General features: G+C 59.5%; 13 protein-coding genes. 7 read left to right on the top strand and 6 right to left on the bottom strand.

Annotation, left to right across the window (positions count from 1 at the left end):
* Positions 1-177: 177 nt before the first annotated feature.
* Positions 178-1,791 carry an ABC-F family ATP-binding cassette domain-containing protein gene (locus tag AQ981_RS17040; protein ID WP_058912940.1) on the bottom strand — a complete coding sequence of 538 codons (1,614 nt, stop codon included), beginning with the start codon at positions 1,789-1,791 and terminating at the stop codon, positions 178-180.
* A 351-nt stretch (positions 1,792-2,142) separates the two neighbouring features.
* Here AQ981_RS17040 and AQ981_RS17030 point away from each other — a divergent pair, with 351 nt between their 5' ends.
* Positions 2,143-2,505, top strand: a complete 363-nt coding sequence (locus AQ981_RS17030; RefSeq protein ID WP_058912938.1) for a nitrous oxide-stimulated promoter family protein — start codon at positions 2,143-2,145, stop codon at positions 2,503-2,505.
* On the opposite strand, the gene AQ981_RS17025 is transcribed toward AQ981_RS17030, so the two are convergent.
* On the bottom strand, positions 2,502-3,056 hold the full coding sequence (locus AQ981_RS17025) for a TetR/AcrR family transcriptional regulator (RefSeq protein ID WP_058912937.1): 555 nt from the start codon (positions 3,054-3,056) through the stop codon (positions 2,502-2,504). The two genes, AQ981_RS17030 and AQ981_RS17025, sit on opposite strands and share 4 nt — an antisense overlap.
* 84 nt (positions 3,057-3,140) lie before the next feature.
* Here AQ981_RS17025 and AQ981_RS17020 point away from each other — a divergent pair, with 84 nt between their 5' ends.
* The 3 genes from AQ981_RS17020 (at position 3,141) to treA (ending at position 7,066) form a co-directional block, all read left to right on the top strand.
* On the top strand, positions 3,141-4,637 hold the full coding sequence (locus tag AQ981_RS17020) for an MFS transporter (RefSeq protein WP_058913032.1): 1,497 nt from the start codon (positions 3,141-3,143) through the stop codon (positions 4,635-4,637).
* A gap of 87 nt (positions 4,638-4,724) precedes the next feature.
* Complete coding sequence (locus AQ981_RS17015) at positions 4,725-5,240, top strand: DedA family protein (protein ID WP_058912936.1); 516 nt, start codon at positions 4,725-4,727, stop codon at positions 5,238-5,240.
* 104 nt (positions 5,241-5,344) lie between these two features.
* Positions 5,345-7,066: an alpha,alpha-trehalase TreA gene (gene treA / locus AQ981_RS17010; RefSeq protein ID WP_058912935.1), complete on the top strand. Its 1,722-nt coding sequence runs from the start codon at positions 5,345-5,347 to the stop codon at positions 7,064-7,066.
* A 205-nt stretch (positions 7,067-7,271) separates the two neighbouring features.
* On the opposite strand, the gene emtA is transcribed toward treA, so the two are convergent.
* Positions 7,272-7,883 (bottom strand): membrane-bound lytic murein transglycosylase EmtA, encoded by a 612-nt coding sequence (gene emtA, locus AQ981_RS17005; protein ID WP_058913031.1) that lies wholly within the window; start codon positions 7,881-7,883, stop codon positions 7,272-7,274.
* 104 nt (positions 7,884-7,987) lie between these two features.
* Between emtA and ldcA the strand changes: the two genes are divergently transcribed.
* Positions 7,988-8,902: a muramoyltetrapeptide carboxypeptidase gene (ldcA, locus tag AQ981_RS17000; RefSeq protein ID WP_058912934.1), complete on the top strand. Its 915-nt coding sequence runs from the start codon at positions 7,988-7,990 to the stop codon at positions 8,900-8,902.
* 226 nt (positions 8,903-9,128) lie between these two features.
* The gene (locus AQ981_RS16995) at positions 9,129-10,859 is read left to right on the top strand and encodes a potassium/proton antiporter (RefSeq protein WP_058912933.1); all 1,731 of its coding nucleotides are present in this window, start codon (positions 9,129-9,131) and stop codon (positions 10,857-10,859) included.
* 43 nt (positions 10,860-10,902) lie between these two features.
* Here the strand turns inward: AQ981_RS16995 and dadX are convergent, their stop codons facing one another.
* Together dadX and AQ981_RS16985 are read right to left on the bottom strand one after the other, a co-directional pair.
* Entirely contained in the window at positions 10,903-11,973 is a 1,071-nt protein-coding gene (gene dadX, locus AQ981_RS16990) for a catabolic alanine racemase DadX (protein WP_058912932.1), read from the bottom strand.
* Between the two features lie 15 nt (positions 11,974-11,988).
* A complete protein-coding gene (locus tag AQ981_RS16985) occupies positions 11,989-13,287 on the bottom strand; it encodes a D-amino acid dehydrogenase (RefSeq protein ID WP_058913030.1) in 1,299 nt (432 codons plus the stop codon).
* A 323-nt stretch (positions 13,288-13,610) separates the two neighbouring features.
* On the opposite strand from AQ981_RS16985, the gene AQ981_RS16980 reads away from it, so the two are divergent.
* Positions 13,611-15,146 carry a SpoVR family protein gene (locus tag AQ981_RS16980; protein WP_058912931.1) on the top strand — a complete coding sequence of 512 codons (1,536 nt, stop codon included), beginning with the start codon at positions 13,611-13,613 and terminating at the stop codon, positions 15,144-15,146.
* Positions 15,147-15,220: 74 nt separating this feature from the next.
* Here AQ981_RS16980 and fadR read toward each other — a convergent pair whose 3' ends face one another.
* Positions 15,221-15,940, bottom strand: coding sequence for a fatty acid metabolism transcriptional regulator FadR (gene fadR / locus AQ981_RS16975; protein WP_058912930.1), 720 nt, complete (start codon positions 15,938-15,940; stop codon positions 15,221-15,223).
* Positions 15,941-15,961: the final 21 nt, after the last annotated feature.

Below are 15,961 nucleotides of genomic sequence, written 5' to 3'. Positions count from 1 at the left end.
GGCCTGAGGCCGTATCGGGCGTCGTCTGACACAGACCTTAGCAAGGGGGAAATGGTGGCTTAAGCACCAGATTGTCAGAAAAAGGCGACCAGATTGGCGGGACGGAAACGTCAGCCGGGGACCAGACAAGCGACAAAACGGCAATCAATGCCGCCACCGCGCGACGGCATAAGCGCTTTACCAGGGTTCCAGCCGCCAGCCCTGCGCCGTGGCCAGTAATCTGTCGGTGAGTTGCAGATGGTCGAGGAAACAGGCGTCGTGGGACACCACCACTATGGCGCCCTGATAGCGGCACAGCATGGTTTCCAGCGCCTGTAATGAAGGGAGATCGAGATGATTGTTCGGCTCATCCAGCAGCAACAGCTGCGGCGGCGGCTCAGCATACAGTACGCTGGCAAGCGTAGCCTTCAGTTGCTCCCCGCCGCTCAGTACGCCGACGGGTAGCGCGATTTTCTGCGCCTCCAGCCCCAGTTGCGCCAGGCGCATACGCAGTTCGCTCTCCGTCAGGGTATGATTCAGCGCCCGCAGTTGCTCCAACAGTGGCCGGGTCGTATCAAGACGCCTCAGCCACTGGTCAAGATACACCTTGTGCGGCGTGGTATGGCACACCCCGGCCAGCGGCTCAAGCTGCCCGGCCAGCAGTCTGAGCAGCGTGCTCTTGCCGCAACCATTCGGCCCGACAATCCCGATCCGCTGGCGGCCGCCGATCGACATGGTGATCTGGCGACCCGGCCCGCGGATAAACGGCAGGGTCACTGCCTCCAGCGCGGCCACCAGGCGTTTAGCGCCCCCGCAGACCTGCGGCCCATGGACATTAACCGCGGCATACTCAGCAACCTGCTGCGCGGCGGCGTCCACCTCGCGGGAGAGGCGCTCGCGTATAGCGTCATGGCGCAGGCATAGCCTGGCGGCGGAGTCGTCACTGCGCTCTTTCTGGCGGTCCAGCAATATTTTCGCCTGATTAGCCTGTCTGCCGTGGCGCTCGCCGCGCGCTTTACGTCGCGCCTGGCGTTCGCTCTGCTGGCGCAGCGCCTGCTCCTGACGCTGGCGTTCCAGTTTGCGCGCTTCCAGCCGCTGCCATGCCGCCTGCTGTTCCTGCGCCTGAGTGTGGAAATAGAAGGAATAATTGCCGCCATAGCTGCGCAGGCCCGTTGCAGACAGCTCCACGATACGATCCATGCTATCAAGCAGTTGCCGATCGTGGCTAATCACCAGCAGGCCGCCCGGCCAGCCCCGCAGCCAGTCAATCAGCGTTGCGCGGCTCGGGCTATCGAGATGGTTAGTCGGCTCGTCGAGGATCAGATAATCCACTTCCGCCAGCATTATCCCTGCCAGGGCGACGCGCATGGCCTCGCCGCCGCTCAGGGTTCTGGCCGGGGTCTCCGCTTTCAGGTAGCCGAGACCGTGATTTTTCAGTTGCGCCTCCAGCCGCTGGCGTACATCCCAGTGTTCGCCGAGCGCGTCAAAATCCTCAGAGGCGCAACTGCCCGCCTCAATACGCGCCAGCGCATCAAGCAGCGGTTGTACCCCCGCCAGGCTGGCGACGCTGGCATCCGCCGCCGGCGTCGTCTGCTGCGCCAGCCAGCCAGGCTTGCCGTTGCAGATACAGCGCCCGCGGGTGGGCGACACACTTCCGGCCATGATCCGCGCCAGCAGCGTTTTGCCCACACCATTGCGCCCTACCAGACCGGTGTGCCGGGCGTCAAACTGCGCATTGAGATCGGAAAAAAGCGTTCTGCCATCCGGCAAAATAAACGATACGCCTTCCAGCGTGATTGAAGGATTGATCATAGATTGTTGCTCCAGAAATGCCGGTCATTCCCTGCCGCCCGCGGGCAGAAGGGGCAAAACAGGCCGTCATGGCGACGGCGGCATTAATGGCGCATTGGACCAATCCTCAGGATGAAGAGATGGAATTGACAGAGATAGCGTATCAGTTTCCGGCAAATGTCCATGGCCGGCAAGCAAATAGCGGTAATCTGTCCCCTGGTTGCGATCGCAATCGCATAATTCACCACAACCCGGATCCCGGGATTAAAAGAGATTGAACATAACCGCATCTGACGGTATTGGCAGTTAGCATTACGCCACTCAAAACATATATACTAAATACACATTATATAACCGGGAGGAGCAAAGACGATGTCCGACGCGCCACGCATTAACCGGGAAAAGCGCACCATTGCCCGGATGATCGCCCTCTACCAACAGCGCTGTCCGGCAGCCCTTGCCGATCGGGAGCACTACGACCAGCTACGCGCTTATGCCTTCAAACGTCTTGACCGCTGCGTGTTCGGTAGCGAAAAACCGGCCTGCAAACAGTGTCCGGTACACTGCTACCAGGCCGCCAGACGCGAAGAGATGAAACAGATCATGCGCTGGGCCGGCCCGCGTATGCTGTGGTGCCATCCTGTCCTGACGCTGTGGCATTTGATTGACGATCGCCGCCCGGTACCTGAGCTGCCGGAGAAATATCGCCCGAAAAAGCCGACAGCCGATCGCTAAGCAGGTCCGCCATCGCTCTCCGCCAGCCGGGCGATATCATCAAAAATCGCCTCCCACTCCGCCTGATCTATCGTCATCAGGCCAAAGTAGCGCAGCATGAAGGCCCCTTCGGTAGCCAGAAACACCAACCGCGCCCGGCGCCCCGCCGCGCTGTTTAAATCCAGTTGCGCAATACGCTCCCGGTACCACTGGCGGGTACTGTCAAGGTGTTGCGGCGTCTGGATCAGCGCCGCCATCAGCCCTGCCGCTTTGGCGCTGGAGGCCTGATCATAACGGCGCGTGGCCAGCATGTGGGCGCGAACCACATTCGGCGGCGAATCATCGGCGCGCAGCGCCTGCTCAAATACCTCGTCATAGGCTTTACCCCAGCGCTCAAACATCGCGTCGATTAACGCGTCTTTGCTGCCAAAGCAGTACTGCACGCCTCCCTTGGAGATATCCATCGCCCTGGCAACCGCGTCAATAGTCAGCGCCGCCGCCCCCTGGGTGGCGACAATGGTTTCCGCCGCGTCCAGCACTTTTTCCCGATCGATAGTTCGTTGACGCCCCATAGCACCCCTTTTAAATACGAACGTATGGATTTATATTATAACGGTTTCCCCATTCCGGGAAACGCACTGCTAATGGACGTTATTATGCACACAAATTTTCGCTGGTTGATCCTGACCCTCGTGTCCAGCGCACTGTTTCTGATTGTCGTGGATATGACGGTACTGTACACCGCTCTGCCGCAACTCACCCTGGCCCTGAACGCCAGCGCCAGCCAGAAGCTGTGGATCATCAATGCCTATCCGCTGGTGGTGGCGGGACTGTTGCCGGTTTGCGGGATGCTCAGCGACCGCACCGGACATAAAAAAATGCTGCTCAGCGGGCTGGCGCTGTTTGGCGCGGCATCGCTGGGCGCCGCTTGCGCTCCTGACGCGCCATGGCTTATCGCCGCCCGGGTAGCGCTGGCGGTCAGCGCCGCCCTGATGATGCCGGCCACCCTGTCGGTGATCCGCCACGTCTTCCGGCAGCCCCGGGAGCGGGCGATGGCTATCGGCGTCTGGGCTGCCGTCGCCTCCGGCGGCGCGGCTATCGGACCGGTGGTCGGCGGCGTACTGCTGGAACACTTCTGGTGGGGAGCGGTGTTTCTGATCAACGTCCCCATCGTACTGTTGGTATGGCCGCTGGCGGCGACGCTGATTCCGACGCTGGCGCCGCAGCGTCAACGCCACTGTGACTGGGCCGGCGCGCTGCTGGTTATGCCCGGGCTGGTGGGCGTGGTCTGGGCCCTGAAATCCTTCAGCAGCCCGACAACGTCGCTGCCGCTGTTTGCCGCCACGCTGATCGGCGGCAGCGGTTTGCTGCTGGCGTTCTACCGCCGCCAGCAGCGACTGTCGCAACCCATGATCGATTTTAGCCTGTTCGGCAATGCGCTGTTTCGCAGCGGAGTCGCCGCCGCGCTGCTCGCCATGGTGGCGATGGTCGGGGTGGAACTGGTGCTCAGCCAGCGCCTGCAGCTGGTTGCCGGCTTCACGCCGCTGCAGGCGGCCCTGTATCTGCTGCCGATCCCTGTCGCCTCGGCGCTGGCGGGACCGATTACCGGGCGCTTGCTCGGCACACTGCCGGAGCGGCATATCCTGCCGGGAGGATTTATACTCACCGGCCTCGGTATCGCCGGGCTGGCGGCAAGCTGGCAATGCTCTGCGTTACTGACCGTATCCAGTCTGTTTGTGATGGGATTCGGGATCGGCGCCGTGTTCACTGCCGCGTCAACGGCGATCATGCTTAACGCGCCGGATCACAAATCCGGCATGGCGGCGTCGATTGAGGATGTCGCCTATGAGCTGGGCAGCGTCTTCGGCATCACCCTGCTGGGTGGGATGATGTCGGCAATTTACAGCCGCAGCCTGTCGATTCCGACGTTCCTGAATAACCGCGAAAGCATCCTGGTCCAGGACAGCATCGACGAAGCGCTGCGCGTGGCCGGCGCGCTAAACAGCGATCAGGCCGCGCTGTTGATACAGCGCGCCAGCGGCGCATTTGACCATGCCTTCTCTGTCGTGCTGATCAGCGCGCTGATCCTCGCTTTTATCGGCGCGGTGGGGCTGCGGCGGCTTTTGACGCGCGCGGAGCAGCCGGCGAAATAACCATCGCCCGGGAGCACGGATGCGCCCGGCGTTGAGCTGCGATTCAGGCGCCTTATGGAGAATATCCCGTAAGGAGGAATCACCCCCATGCACTATCTGGAAACCCTGTTAGTCAGCCACCCTCTGCAGCCTCTCCATCTGCTGGGGCTACTGTTTATCATCGCGTTCGGCAAATCGACTATCGCTGTCTCCTCCTTTCTGCCGCCGGCTTCGGTGATGCTGGTAGCGGTGATTGCGCTCGCCGCGCCACAAACCCATCCCCTGGCGCTCTGGCTGGCTATCACCCTCGGCGCCACGCTTGGATCGGTCTGTAGCTACCACGTCGGCGCGGCGATCGTGCACTACAATCGCTTCAGTAAGCTCAGGGAACGTTACGCTGTCACACTGGACAAAGCGGCGTGGCGCCTGGCCCACGGCGGGGTGTGGGTACTGTTTGTTTCACGTTTTCTGGCGGTGTTGCGCTACGTCACACCGCTGGCTGCGGGAATGTTATCCCTGAAAAGAAACCTGGTCTACAGCGTCAGCCTGGGCTCCGCCGCTGTCTGGGCGGCCATGCTCATCGCTATTGCGCGCGGCGGCGCGCAGTTGCTTCCTTTCCTGTAAAAACAGGGATTTTCCACTGGCGGAGTTCTCCGTCAGGCTAATCTTCGTCTAAGGTTTTCCTATGGTTTCGCAGCACATTTCTGCGCCCCAATGGAGAATAAACGATGACCATCCCTTCTGTACCCCGTTCCCGTCCTTTGTTACTGGCCGTTGCGCTGGCGCTGGGCGCCGCGCTCCCACATAGCGCGCTGGCTGATGATGCGCAGAAAACCTGGCCCCAGCCGCCGGATGCACTGCTGGGCCCGCTGTTTACCGCTGTACAGGAAGCCAAACTGTTCGAGGATCAGAAAACCTTTGCCGATGCGGTTCCCAAAGGGGACCCGCTGATGATTCTCGCCGACTACCGAATGCAACAACATCAGTCAGGGTTCGATCTGCGCCACTTTGTTAACGTCAATTTCACCCTGCCGAAAGAGGGAGAGAAATATGTTCCCCCGGCCGGACAAACGCTGCGCGCCCACATCGACGATCTGTGGCCGGTATTGACGCGCTCCACCGGCGAAACCGCTAAATGGGACTCCCTGCTGCCGCTGCCGAAACCGTATGTCGTGCCCGGCGGACGTTTCCGGGAGGTCTACTACTGGGACAGTTATTTCACCATGCTCGGGCTGGCGGAGAGCGAACACTGGGATAAAGTGCAGGATATGGTGGCCAATTTCGCCAGTGAAATTGATGACTGGGGACACATTCCCAACGGCAACCGCAGCTATTACCTGAGCCGCTCCCAGCCGCCGTTCTTTGCCCTGATGGTCGAGCTACTGGCCAGCCACGACGGCGATGAGGTCTATAAACAGTATCTGCCGCAGTTGACTAAAGAGTACCAGTACTGGATGAACGGCGCCGACGCCCTGAAAGCCGGGGACAGCGCCGGGCGGGTGGTGAAAATGAAGGATGGCGAAATCCTCAACCGCTACTGGGACGACAAAGACACGCCGCGCCCGGAATCCTGGCTCGATGATATCACCACCGCGAAAAACAACCCGAATCGCCCGGCCACCGATATCTACCGGGATCTGCGCGCCGCCGCAGCTTCCGGCTGGGATTTCAGCTCGCGCTGGATGGATAACCCGCAGCAGTTGAGCTCTATCCGCACCACCAGCTTTGTACCGGTGGATCTCAACGCCCTGATGTACCAGATGGAAAAAACCCTCAGCGCCGCCAGTAAAGCCGCCGGCGATAGCGATGCCGCCAGCCGCTACGACCAGTTGGCCCAGGCGCGGCAGCACGCTATTGAACGTTATCTGTGGAACGATAAAAGCGGCTGGTATGCCGATTACGATCTCAAACGCCACGCTGTCAGCGACCGGCTGACCGCCGCGGCGCTGTTCCCGCTGTACGTGAACGCCGCCGCCCGGGATCGGGCAGATAAAGTGGCGGCAGCCACCAGGAAACAGCTTCTCAAGCCGGGCGGGCTGGCGACCACCACGGTGAAAACCGGCCAACAGTGGGACGCGCCGAATGGCTGGGCGCCGCTACAGTGGGTCGCGGTAGTCGGACTGGAAAATTATCATCACCAGACGCTGGCCCGGGAAGTGAGCTGGCGGTTCCTGACCAATGTGCAGCACACTTACGACCGGCAACAGAAACTGGTGGAAAAATACGATGTCTCCACCACCGGTACCGGGGGCGGCGGCGGTGAATATCCGTTACAGGACGGGTTCGGCTGGACCAACGGCGTAACGTTGAAGATGCTGGACCTGCTATGCGAGCGGCAGAAACCCTGTGATAACCTGCCGGCGCAAAAAACCGTCACCGAAGCGACGGGGAACGCGCCGACAACGACGCAGCAGCCGCAGCCGCAGCCACAACCGGCGCAAAGCCTGTAACGCAACGGCCCCGGGAGGGGTCGACCATTGTCATTTCGCTACCGAACTGGCCGCTGTCAGCTGATAGCAAGCAAGGAAAATCAATGGAATGATTTTCGGCTGAAAGCGCCAAAGGAGGAAAAAACTATTTTTCCTCCTTTGGTTACAGTCTGACGCCCCGGAAGGCGCCGAACCGATTAACGGCACTGGCTCACGGGCGGTACGGTTAACCAATACTGTTCATTGCCTGAGTTATCTTCCACAGGTAGCGCGGCGCCTGAGGCGCCGGATGATTGTCCGCGACATACTGCCAGAACTCGTCCGGCGACATATCGTTGATCTTGTCGATAGCTTTACGGCGATCGGACGAGAAGGTGCGCAACAGCGCGCCAGCGCCATTGACATAAGCCACGATCAGCGCGTATTCCATGGTTTGCGGATCGTTAATCCCCGCCAGCACGCCGTTCTCCATAATGCTCAGATAGGCGGTGCCGGCGGAAATATTGCGCTCAGGATTTTTCAGTTCGCTATTGGTCGGTTGCCCGCCCCAGCCCATGTAGCGCCACACCTCTTTGCCGGAGGTCGACGCCTTGAGCTGCATCAGGCCAACGGCATTGGATTTACTGACCACGCTCGGGTTGCCGCCAGATTCCACGGCAATAATGGCGACAATCAGCCGCGGGCTGACACCCCACGCCTGACCGGCCTGCCGGGCGATCGGCATCCATTGCATGGCGCGCTGGACCGGTACCTCCGGCTCCCACGGCGGTTGACGGTAATCATGGCTGGAACAGCCGGCAAGGAACAGAACAGCAAGGATGAACCATCTCAATTTCACAGTAATTTCCTTTTCAGGGCCGACGCGCCGACGCCGGCCAGTGACAACCATAACGCTAAACGGCATGATAACCATTTCACACGCCAGGTCAGCAAGGAATTATTATGTCATCGATCCATCTGGTTGCCCCCTCGGGCTATTGCCTGCAACAGGAGGCGGCGCTGCGCGGCGTTCAGCGCCTTGAGGACGCGGGACACCAGGTCCACAATCAGCAGGTTATTTCCCGCCGCTACCAGCGCTTTGCCGGCGACGATAGCCAACGCCTGGGGGACCTCAACCAACTGGCGCAGTTGCCGGAGGAGCGACAGATTGTGCTGGCGGTGCGCGGCGGTTACGGCGTCAGCCGCCTGTTGAACAGCGTCGACTGGCAAGGGATCGCCCGTCGGGCGGCGCGCCGTCCGCTGCTGATTTGCGGCCACAGCGATTTCACAGCGTTCCAGCTCGGGCTGTTACAACAAACCGCGCAAATAACCTTTAGCGGCCCAATGCTGGCCGGTAATTTCGGCGCGCCGCAAATCAACGACTATACCTGGCGGCACTTCTGGACCGCACTGCGCGAGCAAACCTTCGCGCTGCGCTGGCAGAGCGAGGCGCCGGCAGCCCGGGCAACCGGTAAAGTGTGGGGAGGAAATCTGGCGATGCTGGTTTCGCTGCTGGGTACCCCCTGGTTCCCGGAGATCAGCGACGGAATTCTGGTCGTGGAGGACATTAACGAGCATCCCTATCGGGTGGAGCGCCTGTTGTTACAACTTGAATATGCCGGCGTTCTCGCCAGGCAGCGGGCAATTATTTTAGGAAGTTTTAGTAATAGTGTGTCGAACGACTATGATGCCGGTTATGATTTTGCGACAATGTGTTACGTGCTGAGAGAACGTTTGTCCATACCGGTGATAACCGGGCTACCCTTTGGTCACGAACAGGAGACGGTTACCCTGCCTCTCGGCGCCCGGGGTGAGCTTAATCATGATGGAACACACGCCACGCTGACCCTGAGCGGCCACCCGACGCTGGAAGATTAACCGCCCGTCACCGCGTCGCGCTACACGACATCCTCCGGGATGCGCACAGGCGACATGTCCCCGGCTATCACACGTCGCCGGGGCCACAAAGGCGGGCGCAGCGCCGCTGGCTATCGCCGCCGGTAGTCAGGCGCTGCGTGGGCTGGCGCTAAGCGCAGCCGGTAAGAAACACCCTGAAGATAGATAACGCACGCTGCCACCAGCCGGATTAAGGAGAAACTACACGTTGGACGCCGGGACGATCATTAACCTCTTTATTCTCTGCTCTGTGCTGGTGACCTGCAGCATTCTGTTGAGTACCTTCTCATCGCGCCTCGGTATTCCGATTCTGGTTATCTTCCTCGGCATCGGCATGCTCGCCGGGGTGGACGGCATCGGCGGTATTCCGTTCGATAACTACCCCTTCGCCTATTTAATCAGTAACCTGGCGCTGGCGGTTATTCTGCTGGATGGCGGGATGCGCACCAAAGCCAGCTCGTTCAGGGTGGCGCTGGGCCCGGCGCTGTCGCTGGCGACCCTTGGCGTGGTGGTAACTTCTGGTCTGACGGGGCTGGCCGCCGCCTGGTTGTTTAACCTGAGCTGGCTGGAAGGTCTGCTGATTGGCGCTATTGTCGGCTCAACCGACGCCGCGGCGGTGTTTTCGATGCTCGGGGATAAGAACCTCAACGAACGCGTCGGCTCGACGCTGGAAATTGAATCCGGCAGTAATGACCCGATGGCGGTGTTTCTGACCATCACACTGATTGAGATGATTCAGCGGCACGATGCCGGGCTGAGCTGGATGTTCCTGGTGAGTATTATTCAGCAGTTTGGTCTGGGGATTATTATTGGCGGGCTGGGCGGCTGGCTGCTACAGCAAACCATCAATCGCATTACCCTCTCTCCGGGGCTGTATCCCCTGCTGGCGCTCAGCGGCGGGATTATGCTCTTTGGCATCGCAACCGCCCTTAACGGCAGCGGTATTCTGGCAGTCTACCTGTGCGGCTTCCTGCTCGGCAATCGCCCGGTCCGCAACCGCTTCGGTATCCTGCAAACCTTCGACGGACTGGCGTGGATGGCGCAGATCGGCATGTTCCTGGTACTGGGGCTGCTGGTAAATCCCCGCGATCTGTTGCCCATCGCTATTCCGGCGCTGCTGCTGTCGGGGTGGATGATCTTCTTCGCCCGTCCGGTATCGGTGTTCGCCGGGCTGATTCCGTTCCGCGGTTTTACTCTGAAGGAGCGGGTATTCATCAGTTGGGTGGGGCTGCGCGGCGCGGTACCGATTATTCTGGCGGTGTTCCCGATGATGGCCGGTCTGGACCACTCGCGGCTGTTCTTCAACGTTGCCTTCTTCGTGGTCCTGGTGTCGCTGCTGCTACAGGGCACAACCCTGAGCTGGGCGGCGGGTAAAGCCAAAGTGGTGGTGCCGCAGACCAGTCAACCGGTCACCCGGGCGGGTCTTGATATCAACACCCGCGACGCCTGGGAGCAGTTCGTTTACCAGCTCAGCGCCGATAAATGGTGCGTCGGCGCCGCCCTGCGCGATCTGCATATGCCCACCGGCACCCGCATTGCGGCGCTGTTCCGCGGCAATGACCTGCTACACCCCAGCGGCAGTACCCGGCTGCGGGAAGGCGACATTATCTGCGTTATCGGCCGGGAGCGCGATCTGCCGGTACTTGGCAAACTGTTCAGCCAGGCGCCGCAGGTCTCACTCGACCAGCGTTTCTTCGGGGACTTTATTCTCGAGGCCAGCGCCCGCCTGAGCGATATTGCGGTAATTTACGGTCTTGAGTTAGAACCGGAAGCCGCCATGCCTGAAACGCTTGGCGAAATGGTCGCCAGTCATCTGGGCGGCGCGCCGGTGGTCGGCGATCAGGTGGAATATGCCGGGATGATCTGGACCGTCGCGGAAAAAGACGACAACCAGATCCGCAAGATTGGCGTCCGGGTCGCCGAAGAAGAAGAGAGTTAAAAGCAGGCCGGGCAAGCCCGGCCATACTGGCGCAGCGGTGATGTTACACCGTCACAAACGCCACGCGCGGCGCCACTGCGGACAATAATTCATAGCCGATAGTGCCGCAGGCCGCTGCCACATCGTCAACCCGCACATGTTCCCCCCACAGTTCCACATGGCTGCCAATACCCGCCTGTGGACATGGCGTTAAATCCACCGCCAGCATATCCATCGACACCATCCCCACAGTCCCGGTCATCACGCCGTCTACCCGTACCGGAGTGCCGTCCGGCGCCACCCGCGGATAGCCATCGGCATAGCCGGCGGCGACAATACCAATCCGCTGCCCGGCCCGCGCCCGGTAGCGAGCGCCATAGCCCACCGCATCGCCGGCACGCAGCGTCTGAACGGCGATAATCTCACTGCTGAGGGTCATCACCGGGCGCAGTCCGCTGGTGGCGACATCCCGCCACTGGCCGCTCGGGGAGGCGCCGTACAACAGGATCCCCGGGCGTACCCAGTCGTAGTGGGTTTGCGGCTGCCAGAGAACCGCCGCCGAATTGGCCAGCGACCGCGGCGCGACGATCCCTTCCACCGCCAGCTCAAAACGCGCCAGCGCCTCGTTCGCGCCATCCAGCTTTTCAGCGCAGGCAAAGTGGCTCATCAGGGTAATCTCCCCAACGTTACGCAGCCCGCGCAGTTGTTGCCAGACGTTATTCACCCGCTCCGGCGCCAGCCCCAGCCGGTTCATACCGCTGTTGATTTTCAGGTAGATATCCAGCGGCGCGCCCAGCCGGGCGTCAGCCAGCGCTTTAACCTGCCAGTTGCTATGCAGCACGCAGGTCAGGCGATAACGGTCAAAAACCGGTAGTTCGTCGGCATGGAAAAAGCCTTCCAGCATCAGAATCGGCCCTTTCCATCCCTGCTCGCGCAGGCCAATCGCCTCCTCAGTATTGAGCATCGCGAAACCGTCGCTCTCCCTGAGCGCCGGCCAGACATGGTCAATACGATGACCATAGGCATTGGCTTTGATCACCGACCAGATGCGCGCCCCCGGCGCCGCGCGGCGGGCTACCTGTAAATTGTTTTTTAACGCTGCACTGCCTATGCTGGCCACCAGAGGACGCCCCATTGCTGTTCCTCCCGGTTAACCATGAGCGCCGTGCAGGCGCGACGAGGTAGAGGACGAATGCCCGCTCAGGTAGCGGGAAACCGCCAGATCCTCAAAAGGGATCGCCGGCGCTTTCCCGGAGATTAAATCGCTCAGCAACTGGCCGGAACCACAGGCCATCGTCCAGCCCAGCGTACCGTGGCCGGTGTTCAGCCACAGGTTTTTCAGCGGCGTGCGCCCGACGATCGGCGTACCGTCCGGGGTCATTGGCCGCAGGCCGCTCCAGAAGGTCGCCTGTTCAATATGCCCGCCGCGCGGATACAGATCGCGCACCACCATCTCCAGCGTCTCCCGGCGTCGCGGCACCAGTTCCTGATTAAAGCCGACAATCTCCGCCATCCCGCCGACCCGGATGCGTTGATCAAAGCGGGTAATGGCGATTTTATAAGTCTCATCCAGCACCGTGGACAGCGGCGCCGCGCTTTCATCGGCAATCGGGATCGTCAGGGAATATCCCTTCAGCGGGTAAACCGGAATATCAACAATATCTCTGAGCAGCGCCGTGGACCAGGCGCCGAAGGCCACCACGAAAGCCTCCGCGTTAATCGTCTCATCGCCGCAGCGCACCGCGCGAATATGCTGCCCCTCACGCACCAGCTCATCCACCCGGGTATTGAAGCGAAACCTCACCCCGGCGCGCTGCGCCATATCACTCAAGTTGCGCGTAAACAACTGGCAGTCGCCGGTTTCGTCTCCCGGCAAGCGCAGACCGCCAGTCAACTTATCGGCTACCTCCGCCAGCGCGGGCTCTGCCCGGTATAACTGCCCCGCTTCCAGCAGTTCATAAGGCACTCCGGCATCTTTCAGTACCGCGATATCCCGGGCGGCGTTGTCAAACTGCTGAGCGGTGCGAAACAGTTGCAGGGTACCGCCCTGGCGGCCTTCATAATGAATACCGGTGCTATCGCGCAGAACTTTCAGGCAATCACGACTGTATTCCGCCAGCCGTACCATGCGCGCTTTATTTTCCGCATAGTGACGGCTGTCGCAGTTGCGCAGCATTTGCCACATCCACTTCAGTTGAAAAGCGCTGCCGTCGAGGCGGATCGCCAGCGGCGCATGGCGCTGGAACATCCACTTTATGGCTTTCAATGGGATCCCCGGCGCCGCCCAGGGCGCGGCATACCCCGGAGAGATCTGCCCGGCGTTCCCGGCGCTGGTCTCCTGCGCCGGGCCTGACTCCCGGTCGATAACCGTCACTTCATGGCCCGCCTGCTGTAAATACCAGGCGCTCGCGACGCCAACCACACCACTCCCCAGAACCACCACTCGCATTTTTGCGCTCCAGTTATCCAAAAGAATAATCATCTGATTACATACTGATAACCTGAAATAAAATATTATTCAACATACGACTTATTTATGGTGACTACCCTCACAGTTGGCGCGACCGGCAAGGAAAGCGGCGAATCAGCATCTCCTGCTGCACGCCTGTTTATGACAGAATAAAATTTCAGTGATACGGCGGTTCATCGCGATTCCGCCCAGCGAAATCGCGTGAAAAAGATAGCCGCCGACAGACTTATCCTGACGCCGTGTTCTATGCTTGAAATGAGGCTTTCCATCCAGAGAAGGCCACCGACAATGAGGGCGCGCTAATGGCTACTGTGACTGATTCACCTATCAGGGATGCTAAACGTCTGAGCGATGGACCAGACTGGACGTTCGAATTGCTGGAAACCTACCTGGCGGAAATCGACAGGGTTGCGAAGCTCTACCGGCTGGATACCTACCCGCACCAGATCGAAGTGATTACCTCAGAGCAGATGATGGACGCTTACTCCAGCATCGGGATGCCTATCAATTACCCTCACTGGTCGTTCGGTAAAAAATTTATCGAAACCGAACGTCTGTATAAGCACGGTCAGCAGGGACTGGCTTATGAAATTGTCATTAACTCCAACCCCTGTATCGCCTATCTGATGGAAGAAAATACCATCACCATGCAGGCGCTGGTGATGGCTCATGCCTGCTACGGCCATAACTCGTTCTTCAAAAATAATTATCTGTTCCGCAGTTGGACAGATGCCGGTTCGATTATCGATTACCTGATCTTTGCCCGTAATTACATCACCAAATGCGAAGAGCGCTATGGCGTGGATGAGGTCGAAAAACTGCTCGACTCCTGCCATGCCCTGATGAACTATGGCGTCGATCGCTACAAACGCCCGCAGAAAATTTCTCTGCAGGAGGAGAAAGCGCGCCAGAAAAGCCGCGAAGAGTATCTGCAAAGCCAGGTGAATATGCTGTGGCGTACGCTGCCGCGCCGCGAGGAGGAGAAATCGGTCGAGACCAGCCACCGCTTCCCCTCCGAGCCACAGGAGAATTTACTCTACTTTATGGAGAAGAATGCCCCGCTGCTGGAGCCATGGCAGCGCGAAATACTGCGTATCGTGCGTAAGGTCAGCCAGTATTTTTACCCGCAGAAACAGACCCAGGTCATGAACGAGGGCTGGGCGACTTTCTGGCACTACACCATCCTTAACCACCTGTATGATGAAGGCAAAGTGACCGAGCGGTTTATGCTGGAGTTTCTCCACAGCCATACCAACGTGGTCTACCAGCCGCCGTATAACAGCCCCTGGTATAGCGGCATAAACCCCTATGCGCTGGGGTTCGCCATGTTCCAGGACATCAAGCGCATCTGCCAGTCCCCGAGTGAAGAAGACCGTTTCTGGTTCCCGGATATTGCCGGTAAAGACTGGCTGGAAACGCTGCACTTTGCGATGCGCGATTTTAAAGATGAAAGCTTTATCAGCCAGTTTCTGTCGCCGAAGCTGATGCGCGATTTCCGGCTGTTTACCGTGCTGGATGACGATCGCAATAACTACCTGGAGATCTCCGCCATCCACAATGAGGAAGGGTATCGGGAAATCCGTAATCAGCTTTCCGCGCAATATAACCTGAGTAATCTGGAGCCCAATATTCAGGTATGGAATGTCGATCTGCGCGGCGATCGTTCCCTGACCCTGCGCTACATCCCCCATAACCGGGCGCCTCTGGATAAAGGACGCCGCGAGGTCTTGAAACACATTCATCGCCTGTGGGGGTTTGACATCATCCTTGAACAGCAAAATGAAGACGGGAGCGTAGAGTTGCTGGAACGCTGCCCACAGCGTCTCAACAATCTGTAAGTATCCTAACCACAAGGACCAGAGGCGTCGCCGCTTCTGGCCCTTGTCTTTTCAGTAAGGCTCAACCCTTTGCCTCAGCGGCTGTGCAGCGCCATCTCTCCCGGCATGGATTTTTGCATCCGGTGCCAGATATCGCCGCTTTCACGTCCATAGTTACGCACCACTTCGTAAACCTGTTCGTGCAAACCTTCCCGGCACAGATCCGCCAGTTTATGGTAGAAGCCCAGCGCCAGGCTGCGCGCCTGCGGATTGGAAAAATAGTTGCGGCCAATCCGGGTATATAACCCTTTCATGCCATTGAGGATTAACCCGTAGATCGGGTTGCCGGAGGCGAAAGCCAGGCCGCGGAAAATGTTGTAATCCAGCTCGGCAAACGCATCCGCGTGATCTTCCACCGCGCCGGACATCGCCAGTACCTGCTGCGCCTGCTCAGGATGCTGGCGAATAGCGGTACGAATAAAGATAGTGGCAATATTGGTGCGCACCGACAGCAGGTTATCAATGAGCTGGGGAACGCTGTCATGATCCAGTCGCGCCAGGGTTTCCAGGATATTGAGCCCGGAGGTTTCCCAAAAATTATTCACCCTGGTCGGCTTACCGTGCTGTATGGTCAGCCATCCGTCTCTGGCCAGACGCTGCAACACTTCGCGCAGCGTGGTGCGCGTAACGCCAATCAACTCGGAGAGTTCTCGCTCCGCGGGCAGTATCGACCCGGGGGGAAAACGGCTATTCCAGATACTTTCAATAATATACTCTTCCGCGAAACCCGCCGGGCTTTGCGCTTTAATGACCATAGAGTGATTTCCGTTACACTG

This window comes from Entomohabitans teleogrylli (genome assembly GCF_001484765.1).
GTDB classification, from domain to species: domain Bacteria; phylum Pseudomonadota; class Gammaproteobacteria; order Enterobacterales; family Enterobacteriaceae; genus Entomohabitans; species Entomohabitans teleogrylli.
The sequence above is the reverse complement of the archived record's forward strand: the minus strand, read 5'-3'. Positions and strand labels throughout refer to the sequence as shown.